The 17,903-nt window shown below is 42.7% G+C and carries 12 protein-coding genes; 11 read left to right on the forward strand and 1 reads right to left on the reverse strand.

Annotated elements, in window-relative coordinates; translation table 11 throughout:
• Positions 1 to 51 precede the first annotated feature (51 nt).
• Positions 52 to 1,956 carry a fructose-bisphosphatase class III gene (locus G469_RS0105355; protein ID WP_051353788.1) on the reverse strand — a complete coding sequence of 635 codons (1,905 nt, stop codon included), beginning with the start codon at positions 1,954 to 1,956 and terminating at the stop codon, positions 52 to 54.
• Positions 1,957 to 2,267: 311 nt separating this feature from the next.
• On the opposite strand from G469_RS0105355, the gene ileS reads away from it, so the two are divergent.
• From ileS to G469_RS0105410, 11 genes are all read left to right on the forward strand, one after another.
• The gene (ileS, locus tag G469_RS0105360) at positions 2,268 to 5,078 is read left to right on the forward strand and encodes an isoleucine--tRNA ligase (protein WP_028264170.1); all 2,811 of its coding nucleotides are present in this window, start codon (positions 2,268 to 2,270) and stop codon (positions 5,076 to 5,078) included.
• The gene (gene lspA, locus G469_RS08505) at positions 5,071 to 5,631 is read left to right on the forward strand and encodes a signal peptidase II (protein WP_051353789.1); all 561 of its coding nucleotides are present in this window, start codon (positions 5,071 to 5,073) and stop codon (positions 5,629 to 5,631) included. The genes ileS and lspA overlap by 8 nt, the downstream gene beginning before the upstream one ends.
• Entirely contained in the window at positions 5,631 to 6,665 is a 1,035-nt protein-coding gene (locus G469_RS0105370) for an RluA family pseudouridine synthase (RefSeq protein ID WP_028264171.1), read from the forward strand. The genes lspA and G469_RS0105370 overlap by 1 nt, the downstream gene beginning before the upstream one ends.
• A 17-nt stretch (positions 6,666 to 6,682) precedes the next feature.
• On the forward strand, positions 6,683 to 7,990 hold the full coding sequence (locus G469_RS0105375) for a glycosyltransferase family 2 protein (protein ID WP_028264172.1): 1,308 nt from the start codon (positions 6,683 to 6,685) through the stop codon (positions 7,988 to 7,990).
• A gap of 79 nt (positions 7,991 to 8,069) precedes the next feature.
• On the forward strand, positions 8,070 to 9,587 hold the full coding sequence (locus G469_RS0105380) for an IMP dehydrogenase (RefSeq protein WP_028264173.1): 1,518 nt from the start codon (positions 8,070 to 8,072) through the stop codon (positions 9,585 to 9,587).
• Positions 9,588 to 9,717: 130 nt separating this feature from the next.
• The gene (locus G469_RS0105385; RefSeq protein WP_028264174.1) at positions 9,718 to 11,145 is read left to right on the forward strand and encodes an isopeptide-forming domain-containing fimbrial protein; all 1,428 of its coding nucleotides are present in this window, start codon (positions 9,718 to 9,720) and stop codon (positions 11,143 to 11,145) included.
• Between the two features lie 38 nt (positions 11,146 to 11,183).
• Positions 11,184 to 12,161, forward strand: coding sequence for a class C sortase (locus G469_RS08510; protein ID WP_169726179.1), 978 nt, complete (start codon positions 11,184 to 11,186; stop codon positions 12,159 to 12,161).
• Positions 12,162 to 12,169: 8 nt separating this feature from the next.
• Positions 12,170 to 13,171, forward strand: a complete 1,002-nt coding sequence (locus G469_RS08930) for a class C sortase (RefSeq protein ID WP_051353790.1) — start codon at positions 12,170 to 12,172, stop codon at positions 13,169 to 13,171.
• A 90-nt stretch (positions 13,172 to 13,261) separates the two neighbouring features.
• On the forward strand, positions 13,262 to 15,541 hold the full coding sequence (locus tag G469_RS08520) for a Spy0128 family protein (RefSeq protein ID WP_051353791.1): 2,280 nt from the start codon (positions 13,262 to 13,264) through the stop codon (positions 15,539 to 15,541).
• 179 nt (positions 15,542 to 15,720) lie between these two features.
• The gene (locus tag G469_RS0105405; protein ID WP_028264175.1) at positions 15,721 to 16,914 is read left to right on the forward strand and encodes a hypothetical protein; all 1,194 of its coding nucleotides are present in this window, start codon (positions 15,721 to 15,723) and stop codon (positions 16,912 to 16,914) included.
• Between the two features lie 24 nt (positions 16,915 to 16,938).
• Complete coding sequence (locus G469_RS0105410) at positions 16,939 to 17,844, forward strand: immunoglobulin-like domain-containing protein (RefSeq protein ID WP_028264176.1); 906 nt, start codon at positions 16,939 to 16,941, stop codon at positions 17,842 to 17,844.
• The last annotated feature ends 59 nt before the right edge of the window (positions 17,845 to 17,903 follow it).

Here is a 17,903-nt window from a genome sequence, read left to right on the forward strand (position 1 = left end):
TTATGTACGCATGGTGTATAGAAAGCCTATCCGTAAATGGGTGTACTTCGACTAGGCTTTGTGTTCAGCAAGTTCTCCTGTGCGATAGGCAAAGAGAAGTGCAGATAATGAACTAATACGCTCTTTGATGGAAGTGCCAATATCTGTGTTAGCAATTTTGAGCGGCTTTTCTTCCAACTCAAAGCTGTCATCATCAGATTCAATATCTGCATTATTTACCAACGCATAGGCAACTCCTTGGAACGGTCGATGAGCCTTTATGCGCATACCTCGTGCGCTTGCAATAAGGGTGTAACCAGCAATTCCCGTCTTAGCGTGATAAGCCTTACAAAAGCCACCATCAATGACCAAAAGTTTTCCCTGTGCGCGCAGGGGTTTCTCGCCCTTAATAGTTTTAACGGGTGTATGACCATTAATAATGTGGCAATGGTCACCAGTAAGGCCAAACTCTGCCAAGATACGCTCACATACATGAGCAGATTCGGTAAGGTTGTAATAGGCATCCTGAGGTTCTACCCAACAGCTTTTATCGGCAATAAACGTTCGTTCAAAGGTTTTTACCACTCGACCAGAAAGTGGGGAGTACTTGCCACACCACAGATACCACATCCAATCCAAAGCAGCCTGATCATGTTCATGCCATGCACGGCGTGCAATGCGATCACAAAAATCTAGGTAGTCCTTGCCAGCAAAATGTCTTCCAGCACAGGTAACAGGCCTAAAGCTGCCGTACATGTGCAGAGGAATGCAACCATGGAAAAGAAGATTGTTGTTGTATACCAAATAGAGTGAACCATTTTCATACAAAAAATTAATGTGTTTTTGTAGGCGCTCGGACTCGCGGAAAGATTTCCGTAATCCCTGCATGATGGAAGTCTCTTCGGGAGAAAGTGCATAGGGGTCTGCCGGGTCAATGGTGGGAAAGTCTGCAGTAATAAGATCAAAGCTTTGATTGCCAATCTGTACCGTTTTATTAGTTAGATCAATCTTATCTAGGAACAAGCGGTCACCCATGGCAAAGTCTGGACTACGCTTTATAAGTTGACCTTCTAATTTAAAGAGAATGACAGCAATTGCCTTATTAATAGGGGTGATTGCGTCGTCTGTACAATAGGTATTTTGTGCAAATAACGCTAATTCGCGCAGTGAAATGCCATAGGAACGCTCGAGAAGGTCGTAGGAGTTGTAGCGGATATTGTTGCGTACGACTGATGCAATACAAGCATCGGATCCTGCAGCGGCTCCCATCCAACATATGTCATGATTGCCCCACTGAATGTCGAGAGAGTGGTATGACATAAGACGATCGAGGATTTTATCGGCATGCGCACCGCGATCAAAGAGGTCACCCACGATGTGCAGATGATCAACAGCTAGTCGTTTAATGAGTTCAGAGAGAGAAATAATAAAGTCATTGGCTGAACTTGTAGCAACAATAGACTCGATGATGTGAACATGATAGTCATGACGACTTTCTTCGCCAATGGCAGAGGCACGCAGCAACTCATCAATAATGTAAGCATAGGTTTGTGGCAGAGCTTTGCGAACCTTGGAGCGCGTGTAGACACTGGAGAGATGACGAGCAATGCGTACAAGTTGGAGCAAAGTATCGTAATACCACTTGTCGGTTTTCTCGTTTTTGTCTAGAAGTGCCAATTTCTCGCGTGGATAGTACACAAGGGTGCAAAGGTCATCTTGCTCCGAAGCGGTGAGCTCGTGTCTAAAAATAGCACGAACGCGCTCACGAATGACACCAGAGCAGTTGTTGAGGATATGCTCAAAAGCCTCTGCCTCACCGTGCACATCGCTCATAAAATGCTCAGTTGCTTTTGGTAGATTAAGAATAGCCTGAAGATTGATGATTTCGGTATATACAGCTTGTGATGTGGGGAATTGTTCGGATAGAAGTTTAAGGTACTTTTCGTCAAAATACTGTTCCGCAATGTGATGTTGCACAGGACTTCTCCTTTTGCCATCGGTTGCAAGATAGTTGGCATACATAACTTTGAACAGATCAACCAAACGTGTAATGCTTCTGATTGTACGGGTACGCAGGTGTAGATAAGAGAAGTGTTAGGTGGACGTATCCTGGTCAAAATATATTCATGAATATACAACGTATTATTCACAAAGTGCTGTCATGCCGCGGTGGTATGCGGAACTTTTAAGGGTAAGAGCGTGCTATTATAACGATTTATATACATGCATCCAATGAGACCTGTGCGTTGCGGGTTCTTATGTTAGGCGGTACGAAAAGGGGTACTTGAGTGGCAAACGAGTATAAGAAGACAATGAATCTTCCGAGCACTGGTTTTCCCATGCGTGCAAGCTTGGCTTCTCGTGAGCCTGAGCGTCGTCGTATGTGGGATGAAGAAGGCGTCTATGAGCAAATGCTCAAAAAGAATGAGGGTCATAAGAAGTTTGTTCTGCATGATGGTCCTCCTTATGCAAATGGTCCCATCCACCTTGGTCACGCTCAAAATAAAATTTCTAAGGACATCATTAATCGCTATTGGTCTATGCGTGGTTATCAGACCCCATATGTTCCTGGTTGGGACTGTCATGGTCAGCCAATTGAGCATAAGGTTGAAGAGATGCTTGGCACTGCCAAGTTTAATGAGCTTCCTGTCGAGAAGATCCGTGAACTTTGTCGCAAAATGGCGGTTGAGCAGGTAGATACGCAACGTCAGGGCTTTAAGCGCTTGGGCGTACTGGGTGAGTGGGATAATCCTTACCTTACCTATGTGCACGATTATGACGCTACAGATGTAGAGATCTTTAAGGCTGTGTTTGATAACGGTGCTGTTTATCGTGGTAGTAAGCCTGTTCATTGGTGTACTCACTGTCACACTGCTTTATCTGAAGCAGAAATCGAGTACAGCGATGAGGTTTCTCCTGCTATCTTTGTGCGCTTTGAGCTTACCTCTGTGCCTGCAGGTCTTGAGGCATATGCTGGTAATATTTGGGTAGACATTTGGACCACCACCCCTTGGACTATGCCTGCCGATATGGCTGTTATTCTTCATCCTGAGGCTAGTTATGTTGCCATTAAGGTTGATGATCGCGTTGAGTTAATGGCAGAAGCGTTGGTTGAGAAAAATGCGGAGCGTTTTGGTTACACCAAGTATGAGCTGGTACACAACGAGGATGGCAGCTTATGGTCCCGCAATGGTATGGAACTTGCTGGTAATGAGTACAAGCAGCCCATCTTTGGCGATCAGGGTGCTTTGGGCAAATTTATTTATGCAGATTACGTAACGCTTGATGATGGCACTGGAGTTGTACACTCTGCTCCTGGTCATGGTGTGGACGATTACAACGCTGGTCAGCGTTTTGATATCCAGATTGTTATGCCCGTAGATGATGATGGTTATTTCTACAAGGGTGAGGGTTTGGGCACTGGCGGTCCCTTTAGTGGCATGGAAGTTAACGAGGCTAATCCCGTCATTATTACGTGGCTGGATGAGCGCGGTCTTCTTATCATGCATGAAGACATTACGCACAGTTACCCTCACTGTTGGCGCTGCAAGAATCCAGTTATTTTCCGTGCAACAGACCAGTGGTTTGTCTCTATGGATAAAACAGGCTTGCGTGCACAGGCAACAGATGAACTATCTCGTGTTGCGTTCTACCCTGAGCATTCTCGTAATCGTATTGGTTCTATGGTAGAAGGTCGTCCAGACTGGTGTATTTCTCGTCAGCGTAACTGGGGTGTACCAATTCCTGCTTATACCTGTGCAGATTGTGGCGAGACGGTCATTAATGATGCAACATTGGATCGCGTTATTGAGCTATTTTCCAAGAAGGGCTCTGATGCGTGGTTTACCGATGATCCTGCAGAGTATCTGGGGGAGGCTAACGTATGTCCTAAGTGTGGCGGTCATCATCTTAAGCCCAACTCTGACATCTTGGATGTGTGGTGGGATTCTGGCGTAAGTCATACTGCGGTATGCAAACACCGCGAGAATTTGCACTTCCCAGCAGACATGTATCTTGAGGGTTCTGATCAACATCGTGGTTGGTTCATGAGTTCGCTTATGACTTCGGTTGGTGCTTATGGTGTAGCTCCTTATAAGGCCGTTGTGTCTCAGGGCTTTACGCTGGATGGTAATGGCCGCAAGATGTCTAAGTCTTTAGGTAATGTTATTGATCCCAATAAGGTATGTGATACGCAGGGAGCAGATGTTTTACGCCTATGGGTTTCCTCGGTAGATACTTCTACGGATGTACCTTGCGATAATGACATTCTTTCTCATGTGGGTGATGCATACCGCAAGATTCGTAATACCATTCGCTTCTTGCTTGGTGAACTTGAAGGTCAGTTTGACCTTGCATCTGACGGCATTGCGCTTGATGAACTGCTTCCTAACGATAAGCTTGCACTTGCACGTATGTGTGAGGTGCATAGTATCGTTTCTCATGCATACGAGAACTATCGCTTTAACGTGGTGTATCGCACGCTGTATGACTACATTATTACCGAGCTGTCCAATGATTACCTCAATGCAACAAAGGACCGCACGTACTGTGGTGCTCAGGATTCCTTTGAGCGCAAGAGCGCCCTTACGGTTTGGTCTTACATGCTAAGCATGCTTGTTCATGACTTCCAACCCATCTTGGCATATACCACCGATGAGGTTATGGACTTTTTGCCTGAATCTTTACGAGACGGTCAGACCTATGCAGCGTTGCTTGATTGGTTTGAGGCTCCTATGGCTAAGGATCAGTATGCTGAGCTTCTGCCGGTATACGCTGCAGTTTCTACTGCTCGCGCCTGCTTTACTCGTGCTTATGATGCCGCTTTAGCTTCTGGTGTTGTTACCGAGAAAACCACGCAGGCCACTCGCGCTGAGTTGACCCTTATACAGGACTTGTATGACCTCATTGTTGCTCACAAGGTGGACTTGGCGGAGTCTTTTGTTTGTTCCGAAGTGTGTATTCAGGTGGGCGATCAGCTGGCCTGTGAAGTGCTTCCTGCCAACGGTGAAAAGTGTCCACGTTGCTGGAATTGGCGTGAGCTAGGCAAGGATGGCTTGTGCGCACGTTGTCACGATGCGGTATCTTTGCTGAATGAGTAAAATCGCTAAAACATCTACGCTTTCCGCATGGGCCAAACTGCTTTTTATGACAGTGGTGGCCTGTGCGGTTATTGCATTTGACCAGGTGAGTAAGGCGTGTATGCGCGAGTATCTTGCTGATGGTCCTAAGCCTTTTTTGCCAGGCATCATTCGTTTTGTGCTTGTACAAAATAAGGGTGCTGCTTTTAGTATTGGTGAAGGCTCCTCATGGTTGTTTATTTTGTTTGCCCTTATTGTTGTGATGGCTGCCTATGTGTGGGTAGCTCGTGATAAGAACTTGCCTTTGAGTATTGTTCTTGGTTTGGGAATTGTGTGTGGTGGCGGTATTGGCAACCTTATTGACCGTGTTGTTGTTGGAGCTGTAACGGACTTTATTGCCACACAGTTTATTGATTTTCCTATCTTTAACGTGGCAGACATTGCCATTAGCTGCGGAATTATTGGTACTTTTTTGTTGGTGTGTCACTTTGATGTAGCTAATCCAAACACTCATACCAATTCTTGTGAGTTGTCTGATTCTCAAGAAAAGTTGCCTGAGCAAAGGCAGGCATAATGGCCAGTCAAGTACTCGACTTCTTAGTAGATCCATCTACGGATGGTCAGCGTTTGGATACTTTTATAGCCCAAGCAGGTGATTTTGTTTCTCGCTCAGCTTGCGTCAAACTTATAGAAGCTGGATTAGTAACCATTAACGGTACGGCAGCTCAGAATAAGTCTGAACGTGTCATGCTTGGAGATCGTATTCGAGTTGTTTATGATGCACCAGATAATCTGCAAGAAGGTGTGTTGCGTCCCAATCCATACATTGAGCTTGATATTCGCTTTGAGGATGAATACTTGATGGTGCTGTCCAAGCAAGCAGGTTTGGTTTGTCATCCAAGTCCTGGCCATGTGGATGATACTTTGGCAAATGCTTTAGTTTCTCATTGTGGTTATGGACATCTAGGCATGTTACAAGGTGAAGATCGTCCTGGTATCGTACACCGTTTAGATATGGATACTTCAGGTTTGATGGTGGCTGCTAAGGATGATCACACACAGAAGTGTCTACAAGATTTAATTCGTCTTCGTACGCTTGATCGTCGTTATGTAGTGCTGGTTCAAGGTTATGTTTCTACAGATAAAGGTACTATCGAGACAGGCATAGCTCGCTCAACACGCAATCGTTTGTCTATGACCGTTTCTGATGATCCCATGGCGCGAGAGGCTATTACTACCTTTCGCACGCTGGAACGTTTTGAAGCTGGTTCTAAGGATGAAGGGTATTCTTTATTAGAATGCCATTTGTACACGGGCCGTACGCATCAAATTCGCGTGCATATGCGTCATATTGGTCATCAGGTGGTAGGAGACCAGTTGTATGGCAAAGGTAGTCTGCAAAGAAATCTTGGGTTAAACAGACAATTTTTGCACTCATGGCATATTAGGTTTTCTCATCCTATTTTGGGAGAGACCATAGAGATGGCCGATTGGCTACCCACGGATTTGGTGACTACCTTACAATCAATACAAGGTCGCTCATTAGGCAAGACCGAGGCTGGCGAGAAAATTATTCCGCAGCTCTTTACACACGATTGGATAGGGTAGTGTACGAGTTTAACCACATGGCCATTACACCCATTGTGTTGTTTAACGGCATCATGTTTTTGTTTTATACCTTTGCGTACTTATACCAGTTCTTTTTTATCATTCGAGTACTCATTAAAGGCGATGTAAAGCTGCCTCCTGCCAAAAAACAGCACAAATACGCTTTCTTTATTGCTGCTCATAACGAAGAGGAAGTAATTGGTAATCTTGTACGTTCTATAAAAAACCAAAACTATCCTGCAGAACTTATCGAGACGTTTGTGGTGGCAGATGCATGCACAGATGATACAGCGCGTGTTGCACGTGAGGCAGGTGCTGTGGTATATGAGCGTAATGATCTTGCACGTAAAGGCAAGAGTTGGGTTATGGATTATGGCTTTAACCGTATTCTTAATGAGTATGGTGATGAGTTTGAAGCCTTTTTCATTTTTGATGCAGACAATATTGCTTCGCCAGACTATGTCAGCATCATGAATCAAGTCTTTGATATGGGCTATTTAGTTTCTACAAGCTATCGTAATTCTAAAAACTTTGATTCAAACTGGATTTCTGCAGGTTATGCCACCTGGTATTTACGTGAGGGAAAGTTTCTTAACAATGCTCGTATGCAAAGTCATACGAGTTGTGCCGTTTCTGGTTCTGGTTGGATGGTGTCCGAGAAGATTATTCGAGGTATGCATGGTTGGGATTTTCATACACTTACCGAAGATATCCAGTTCTCTACCTTCTGTGCAGCCAATGATATTTGTATTGGATATGCTCCTGCCGAGTTCTTTGATGAGCAGCCCACCACGTTTCAGGCATCTTGGGTTCAGCGTATGCGTTGGACTAAAGGATTTTACCAGGTCTTTTTTTCGTATTGGAAGGATTTGCTGCGTGGTATAGCTGCGCGTAAATTCAGTTCTTACGACATGATGATGACCATCGCACCAGGTATGATTTTGACCCTGTTATCATTTTTTGTGAATGCTACCTACTTGATAGTTGGCAACCTATCCAGTGGTTTTCTGGCAAAGTCCAACGAGATTGCTATGGCGTCGGGTTCACTAGTAATGTCGTTTACATCTATGTATAGTGTCTTTTTTCTTTTGGGACTCCTTACTACCATTGTGGAATACAAGCACATTCACTGTAGTAACAAGATGAAGATTGTTGCAAACCTTTTTACATTCCCACTGTTTATGATGACTTACATTCCTATTACCGTTGCAGCTTTGTTTAAGAAAGTTGAGTGGGTGCCTACAAAGCACACCATTGCTGTTTCGTTTGACGACGTTGTGAATACCAAAGCCGATACAGAATCTACCAGCATACCTCGATCATAAATACGAGTGAGTGCGTTACAATCGTTCAAATATAAACTTGCGACATGGGGTCGCAGTACATAGAGGAGGAGCAGCGTATATGGCAACGTTTTTCGAAGGGGAGTCCCACACTTTCTCTGAGTATTTGTTAGTTCCCGGTTATTCCTCGTCGCAAAATGTTCCCGCTAATGTCTCTTTGAAGACGCCACTTGTTAAATACAAGCGCGGTGAGCAACCAGCTATTACCATGAATATTCCTATGGTTTCCGCTATTATGCAGTCTGTTTCTGGTCCTCGTCTTGCTGTTGCTTTAGCGCAACAAGGTGGTATTTCTTTTATTTATGGTTCTCAAACTCCTGAGGACGAGGCATCTATGGTGCGCGAGGTTAAGTCTTACAAGGCCGGATTTGTAATTTCCGACTCTACTCTCACACCAGATATGACACTCCAAGATGTGTTGGATATACGTGAGACAACTGGTCATACCACTATGCCTGTTACAGAGGACGGTTCTGCTTTTGGTAAGTTCTGCGGTATTGTAACCAGCCGAGATTATCGTGTTTCTCGTGATGACCGCAATCTTAAGGTAAGCGACTTTATGACTCATGCATCTGATTGTGTGACAGCTTTGCCAACTGTTTCACTTAAGGAATGCAATGACATCATCTGGGATAATAAGATTAACCAGCTTCCTATTGTCGATAAGAACGGCAACCTTTGTTCTTTGGTATTCCGCAAGGATTATGACTCCCATAAGGCACGTCCTGATGAGCTTTTGGATGAGCATAAGCGCTATATTGTTGGCGCTGGTATTAATACTCGTGACTATGCTGAACGTGTACCTCTGCTCGTAGAAGCTGGAGCAGATGTTTTGTGTATTGATTCTTCTGAGGGCTTCTCGGAGTGGCAGAAACTCACTTTGGACTGGATACGCCAAAATTATGGTGACTCGGTAAAAGTTGGTGCTGGTAATGTTGTAGATGCAGAAGGTTTCCGCTATCTGGCAGATTGTGGTGCAGACTTTATTAAGGTCGGCATTGGTGGTGGCTCCATTTGTATTACACGTGAGCAGAAGGGCATTGGCCGTGGTCAAGCTTCCGCTTTGATTGATGTCTGTCGTGCTCGTGACGAATATTTTGAAGAGACAGGTGTATATGTTCCTGTTTGCTCCGATGGTGGCATTGTGTACGACTATCACATGACGCTTGCTTTTGCTATGGGCGCAGACTTCCTTATGTTAGGCCGCTATTTTGCACGCTTTGATGAATCGCCAACCCGTCGTGTTAACGTCAATGGTTCCTATATGAAGGAGTACTGGGGCGAAGGTTCTGCACGTGCGCGCAACTGGGCTCGTTATGATTTGGGCGGATCAAAAAAACAGCTTTCCTTTGTTGAGGGTGTAGATTCCTATGTACCGTATGCTGGTCCTCTGAAGGATAATGTTGAAGGTTCGCTTACCAAGGTTCGCTCTACTATGTGCAACTGCGGAGCTCTTGATTTATCAGAGTTGCGTGAAAAGGCAAAGATCACTCTCGTCTCTGCAACTTCTTTGGTTGAGGGTGGCGCCCATGACGTAATGCTTAAAGAAAGCCCTTCTGAGAACAGTTTTCGTTCATAAAATTTATAGTATTTTGGAAAAAAAGGTTTAAAGCATCTTTTATACAACTATCCTCCTATAGGTATTCTAGAAATATGTAGTATGTGTATTTATAGAATTTTCATATACCTATAAAGAGGGGATTATTGGAATGAGCTCAATAAGCCTTAAGCAAAAATGCCTTGTCGGTCTATCTTCAGCTGCATTGCTTGCAGCTATGGCTCCCAGCTTTGCTTTTGCTGAAGTTGGGAGTCGTTATACTTCTAACATTACGATTAGTGGTGTAGAAGCAGGCGCAACAGTTAACGCGTATGAAATTGCTGATACTGTAGTAGATTCAAGTAATAATTTGAGCTATGTCTTTGCTAATGGTGTAGATGGTGACGCTTATAAGAATCTCCAAAGTAATTCTGCCGAGATGAAGCAAATGGCTGGTCAGATTGCTACTGGCATTGCTACCCATACCGTCACTCCCATTGACACTAAACAACAAACATCTAATGGAAACGACATTGTTATTTCCAATGCTGATGATGGTTTATGGCTTATTGTCATTACAGGTGTAAATGGTTCCACTAAGGTGTATTCCAACACTATTATCAATAATACTCCTACAATTAGTGGGGGTAACTACGTCGCAAATCCACAAACAGTTACTGTTAAGTCAGAGGCTACACCTACACTTAACAAGACAATTGGTGATACAAATCAGCAAGCTACCCATGCATATCAGATTGCTGATTTAGTGCCCTTTACCGTAACTACGACTATTCCTAACTACCCTGTAAACTATACAGATCCTACCTTTGTGATTAACGATACTCCAGGCAATGGCTTGATAGATCAAGCTGATACTGTTGAGGTAGAAGTAAGTGGTGCAGGTGTTGCTGCATCTAATTACGATATTGCTACCGTGGGCAATGGATTCAAACTTACGTTCCATGCTGATTTTATTAAGACGCATATTGGTCAGCCTGTTACGGTTAAGTACAAGGCAAAGCTTACTTCTGATGCATTTAAGTCTGCAACGGATGTAACAAAAAACGGTGCTAACCTTGAGTACAATACTACCCCTGGTGTTGTCCATACGAGCGACACTATTTCTGATGAGGTTCATACCTATGGCTTCTTCTTCCAGAAGGTAGATAAAAATCAGGCCAGTCTTACTGGTGCAGAATTCACGCTGTATGACGAGACGGGCAATAATGAGATTAAGGATGAGAACGGTCAGCCTCTTAAAAGTACGTCAGATGCGCAGGGCTATGTATGGTTTGAGGACCTTGCTGATGGTAAGACGTATACCGTAAAAGAAACTAAGGTTCCCGCAGGCAAGCAAGCGGTTAGCTTCACTGTTACCATTTCTCAGGCAAATGCCACTTTAGATAATCCAGCGACTGGTACTATCCAGGAAGCAAACTATCAAAAGTTTAGTTCTGATAACAAGGTAGTAGACCCCGATCAAGGCGTTCTGCCTATCACTGGTGGTCCTGGTACCATTGCAATTACAATTGCAGGCGCCGCACTCATTTTTGGTGGTGTTTATGTGGTAACTCGTTCACTTAAGCGTCAGGACGACTAAGACTTTTTTGTTCGTACGTACTGTACTGGGAATTCTTTTTGATTCAACGCAATACATACACTGTCTCGCAACAAGGTAGGGAGGGGAATTCAGCCCCCTCCCTTCTTTCCTACGTATGCAAAGAATCGGTAAGAATTGTTTTTGCGGCTTTATTAGTTTTCGGGGGTCTTGCACTTATCGCCTATCCTTTTGTAAGCAGTTGGCTTAATCAACTAGAGCAACAAAAGGTCGCAAAAGCACAGCAAGAGCTGGTACAAAGTACTCCGACTGAAGATCTTTCGTCAGAGCTTAAAGCCGCCCAAGATTACAATGCACGCTTGCTTGTGAACAATACAAAAGTCATTGACCCCTTTGCTAAGCAGATTCAAAGCGGAAGTGATGAGGAATATAAATCTCTTCTCAATATTGCAGATAATGGCATGATGGGTGAGCTTATCATTCCAAAAATTTCTGTTGATTTTCCTATTTACCATTATGTTGATGGTGAAAACATGAATCATGGTGTTGGACACATGCCCATGACTTCATTACCGGTTGGTGGTCTATCTACACATTGTGTTTTAGCAGGTCATACAGGACTTCCATCGGCACGTGTGCTTGATGATCTTAACCAACTTGAAGAAGGGGACTTCTTTGTTATTCGTGTTTTGAATGAAGAATACGGATATAAAGTATATAAGACTGAAGTAGTACTTCCTACCGATGTAAGCAGCCTTACCATTGCTGAGGGAGACGATATAGTAACACTGGTAACCTGCACTCCTTATGGTGTCAATTCTCATCGTCTTTTGGTTCATGCTCGTCGTTTTGATTTACCCCAAGACTGGAATAGAGAGACTAAGGCATTACCCTTTATAAGCAGTATACCTACTGGTGCTACTACCATACTCATTCCTGTATTGATTGGTTTGGCTGTTATTGCAGGAATAGCAGCTGGCTTATATTTTTCTCGAAGAAAAAAGCAGTACACCATGTATAACGTGCCCCGGGATACTTCTTCGTGGAAAAAGAGGTAGGCACATTCATGCAAGAAATTGATGAAATAAAGGACCAATATAGAAAAAAGAAGTTCGGTACCAGACGCGTCTTACGTGTCTTTGGCGTGCTTCTCTTTCTTGTTGGATGTAGTCTATTTTTATATCCTTTTATAAATGAATTTTTTGCACAGCAGGCTGTAAAGCAGGAGATAGCCCAGGCTTTTGCACCTAACCAATCTCGGGATAATGCAGGAAATGCTCAATCTTTTGCGAACATCATCTCTCAAAAACGTCCAAAATCAGGTGATGCCAGTTATGAATATCTCGAGAAGTATAATGCTCAAGTTCGTAACGGTACAGCTGGCGCCATTAATGACCCCTGGGGAATGGGTCCAGATAATCAAGAGATTGATTCTTTAGGATTTTCAGGTGGAGTTGTAGGATGTCTTACTATTGGTCGGCTTAATGAAACAATTCCTTTGTATTTAGGTGCTGGTTCAATACAACTGAGTAAGGGTGCCAGCGTTGTTGCAGGCACCTCTGCACCATTAGGTGGTAAGGGCAATAATTGCGTTATTGCTGCTCATCGTGGTAGCTGGTCTGGGCTTCCTATGTTTCGTGATATAGAAGATCTAAAAAAGGGTGATTTACTTTATATCGAAACGCCTTGGGATTCCTTACATTATCAGGTTGTAGAAGCAAAAGTTATCAGTCCTGATGATGTTGACTCAGTTCGACCACAGTTAGAACGCGATTTAATAACACTGCTTACCTGCCATCCCTACGGTCATAATTATCAACGGTATTTGGTGTATTGCGAAAGAGTAGAAGTATCGTCAGAAGAAGTGTTATTGGACAACAACGGTTTCCGTAGTTTGCCTGAACTTATTCAACAAGCAACTTTACCAAGTAAATCCGTGGAGCTTACTTTAGAACGATGGGTGCGCGTGGTCGTGCTCCTTATCCTTTTGTCTTTGCTTATTGCAGGGATTGTTATTTTGATACGGATGTTTATACGTTTTTTGCACATATTTATATCTAAAACATAGATAAAGAACAAATTATTGTTTATATTCTATTAAATTGAAAATTATAGTTGCAGTTAGTAATGCGCGTTAAGATAGCGGAAGGTCTACGTTATGTCAGAAAAGCTTATAAGAAAGGCATGCTCTTCTGTCCGGAAACATAGTATTGTTCTATTTGCAGCAGCAATGCTACTTCTTTCTAATCTATTTATGCCAGTCCAAGCTTTTGCCGATACGGTTACCACTTCGGATAATTTGCTTGGTGATCTTGGCGGTACTGTGTACGTTACACATGAGCCTGGAATAGATAATGGTCAATTTTGGTTCAATGGTGCCTGGCATGATTTAGGTGAAATTACGCCAGGAGGCCTTACGCAGGAAGGACCTCAAAAGGATTTAGGCGATGGTTGGAAAATTTATTATTCGCCCACCCTTTGGGAGGATGGTGGCTTCATGGTTTGGCGCTACCATACCCTTACATATGATGGAACTGAATGGAACAACCCTCCACTCAAATTTAGGTTTAATAACGTTGGACATACTGCTTTTGGAGAAAAGTTTGACGTTATCATTTCTTTTGACTCAGTGCATGCATGGAAACAACGTGCACATAATGCATCTTGGTTTTCTCCCTTTAGTATTACAAAAAAATATGGTCTTATGACCGCTGCTCAAAGCAATGATCATATGGGTACAAAATCGATTTTTACTACTCAACTTGTTCAGCATGGTACCAATACTCTCATTAATCCCAACAATGAATTTAATTTGATGTACTGGGATATTGATCAACCTGTATGGAATGATAATGGCTCCGCTGATTATTCTAGCGAGTGGCGCGAGGGCGTTCATAAGGTGAGTGGTTATAAGCCAGAAGCTATTATTAGTACAGATAGTCAACTTGCTGTAACTGATAATGCTACATGGTTTCGCTCAACACGAGATGATCCTTCGAATGTTCCGACAAGTAAATCTACGGTTATTATGAAGGCAAATCCTCAGTATACAACCGAATGGCGTGGATACGGTTGCCTTACCTGTTTGGGTTACGACTCAAAGGTAAAGGTTTATCCTGAGTGGAGCGATCCTGTTAAGTCTGAGGAAGAGCAGATTAAAGAAGTTGGAGAAACGGCCACTTTTGATATTACGCAGGTATTTCCCTATGTGTCTGAAACTAATAAGGCACAGTCAATTGTCATGACGGATATGCTTGATCCAGCTTTGGACGCCTCACAAGCAGTGGTGGAGGTATATAAGGATAATATAAATGTGACAAATAATTGGACTATTAACATCTCTGGTCAAACTGTAACGGCAACAGCAAAAAATACTGGTCACGGTTATACAGAAGGCAAGCATATATTTAGATTAACTGTTCCCGTTTCAACAACAGCAGACATATCAGCTTATCCTTTATATGGGGAGTATTATAAGGTGCCCAATCAGGCATCGGTAAGTATTAACAACCAGACTAAACAGACCAATGAAGTGCGCGTACTTGTTCCTCTTAAAGTAGCTGGTAATGTAACTATTGCGGCTAAGAAAAAACTTACTGGTGGAGTTGAACTTCAGCAGGATCAGTTTAGCTTTACTCTTACCAAAGAAGATGGTTCTGTTGTTGGGCGTGCGACTAATAACGCTAATGGCGATATTAGCTTTGCTCCGCTTGAATTTACTCGTGCAGATATTGGTAAAACGTATCGTTATGTGATTTCCGAAGATCAAGGTTCTCAGGAAGGTATTTCGTACGATACTCATAAGGAGTCAGTAAGTGTTTCCATTACTGATGCAGGCCATGGTAGGGTAACGGTAGTTGCACATTATGATGCTGATGGTGCTGTGTTTACCAATGTGTTCCATACTACACAGTTAGGTATTCTCAAACAAAGTTCTGCAGCAGATCATAAAGTTCTTGCTAATGCTAAGTTTGAGCTTTATCAAGATGATGGTGATGGTCAGTATCAAGAACAAAACGATACTCAGCTAGCGCGTTTCTATCGCGATAGCCAGCTGCATGATATTGCTACTGACGGCATGGTTATTACTGATGAGCATGGAGTGGGACGTTGTTACGGTTTGGCTGTGGGAAAAACATATTGGCTTATAGAAAAAGAGCCTCCCAGTGGATACACTCGTGATACGAATGCTCATGCTATTATGGTCGACTCAAACGGAACGGTGCGAACAATCACCGCTGCTGGTACTGAAGAATTACCCCTTGTAGATGGTATTGCAACAATCACTCTATCCAACAATCCTGTTCAAGCTTTGCCGCAACTTGGTGGTTCTGGTTCTTGGGGGATATATATTGTGGGTGGTAGTATGTTGATTGCTGGTGCATTATATTTGGTATCGGTACAGCTTAAGAAAAACAACTTTGTTCTTATTGGGTAGTATTTTTAAGATATCTTTAAATCTTTTATAAGAGTACTTACATAACTGTGTTTGATTAAACCTTAAATCTCTCTTTAGTACATTTATCTTGTATCTCAGAGGGATTTTCATATTGGTTACTACTTAAAATGTACTATGATTATCGTCTTTAATTGATATTTTAACTGAGGAGTTTTTGCATGAATTCAAAGCGCACTGTCGGTCTTGCTGCCATGCTTTGTGTAACCACAGCATTTTCTGCAGTACCAACGCTAACATTTGGCTCCATTGCCCCAATTATTGCAAACGCTCAAGAGACATATACCGAAGTTGTCACAGATCCCAAAGGTAGCGTTAGCTTTGGAAACTATAGTCTTAATTACGGGTTTGGACCTTCAGGAACCCTGCAAGCTGGAACCATTGCTTCGGATAAGATTCAACTTTCCAAGCCTAATGTATATATTATTAATCAAAATGGTCAGATAATTAATCACATCTGGGGATCTCAAAATTCGAGCTCAAATTTTCTTCTTGGTTTTATGAAGGATGATACTGGCACTAATTACGATATCTTCTCTTCTCCAGGTCTTGGAGGAAAGATTTTCGTTACTAAAAACGATGATGGAAGCGTAGACCGTATTAAGGGTGTCGTAGAGAAGGAAATTCCTAACTACGGCAAGGTTGAATTTACAACAGAACAATACCCAAGTGGCACAAGTGGAATTATGCATAGTACCACCATTAAAAATACTGGCGATAAACCTCTTAAGTTTGTTTACATGAAAAGTGTTGATACTGATTTAGCAGGAAATGATTATGTACCTGTTTTTATGTATGGTCAAAATAAGGGACTGTATATTGACGGTGGCGATTATAGGCTTATCTATGATTTCTCAACACCTCACGGGCCTCAAAACTTTAGAAATTGGTACACCGCAAGTTACCGTAATCCCGTAAAAGATGGATTCGAGAACAACTTACACATTCCGTTTTTCCCAACAAATAATCTTCTTGCTCCAGGAGATGAAAGTAAAAACTATTCTCCAGATGCTAAGGTAACGGGACGTGGCGATACTGGAATTTGGATGAAGTGGCAGCCTGTTTCACTTAATCCGGGAGAGACTGTTTCGTATGATTATCTCGTTCGTCTCTTTGATCGTACGGGTTCAAGTATCAGCGCTTTTAATACTACAAAATCTGCAGATGCAGCCGATGATACTCTTAATGACAATCGAGATAAGATTACCGTAAGTACTAAGATTGATGTTGTGACTAAGTTTCAGAATACGTTTACTGATGGCACCATCAAGCTTACACTTGCTCATTCCAATGCAGATGGCTCCATTCGCAATGATGATCTTAAGCTTGATACAACAGTTTCTTTAGTTGACTGAAATGGCCAGGTAAAAAAGACACTTTTGCTTAGTGATATCTATGATTCTGCTAACAAACAGCTTACCATTCCGTATTCCAAAGTAGATTTTCCCAATGGTATTATTGAAGTTAAATTTGACGTTTTACCAGATGAGAAGCATGTAGAACAAGAGCGATATCTTAACATTCATGCTGACAACAGTATTAGTTTTAGCGATGGCTTTGTTTCTCATACAACAAACGATCTTAAACTTAAACTTAATGCTTTAGTACTGGTTAAGCCTCTTGTTGCTGCACCAACTCTTGAAGTTGAAGATAAAACCATTGAGCAAGGCGATGCTTTAGAGCTTACGTCTTTGGTTAAGTCTGCTTCTGACTTTGAAGGAACTGACCTTGTATCTAAGGTTCAAGTCATTAATGATGGTGGCTTCAAAAATGATGTGCTTGGTAAGTATGTCGTTACGTTTAAGGTAGTAGATAAGCTTGGTGCTTCTGCTACCAAAAAAGCAACGGTTACTGTCAATCCTAAGATGGCTATTTTGAATGCTGCACCAACCCTTGAGGTCCAAGACAAGACTATCACTGCAGGAGACAAGCTCGACCTTGCTTCTCTGGTGACTACTGCCACCGATCAAGAAGATGGAGATCTTACTGCAAGCGTCCAAATTATTGATAACGGTGGTTTTGATAACAGCAAGGTGGGAGAGTATAGTATTACTTTCCGACTCGTGGACAAAAGTGGTGCTACTGTAACCAAAACTGCGATGGTTACAGTCAAAGCGGTACCAGCGGTTCCTGAAACACCTACAAAGTCTCAGCCTCAGGTTAAATCTAAGACACAGATACTTCCACAAACTGGCGACGCAACAAGTACAGTGGTTGTAGCAGGTGTTGGTGTATTGGGTGCTGCTTTCATAGCTTTTGCTCGTAGGTTCAAGAAAAATAAGTAATGTATTCGATTCCCTGGCATTACTGAGTAGCTTTTCGTAACAATTGCGTAACAACACCT

The sequence above is a fragment of the Atopobium fossor DSM 15642 genome (genome assembly GCF_000483125.1).
Lineage (GTDB): Bacteria > Actinomycetota > Coriobacteriia > Coriobacteriales > Atopobiaceae > Atopobium > Atopobium fossor.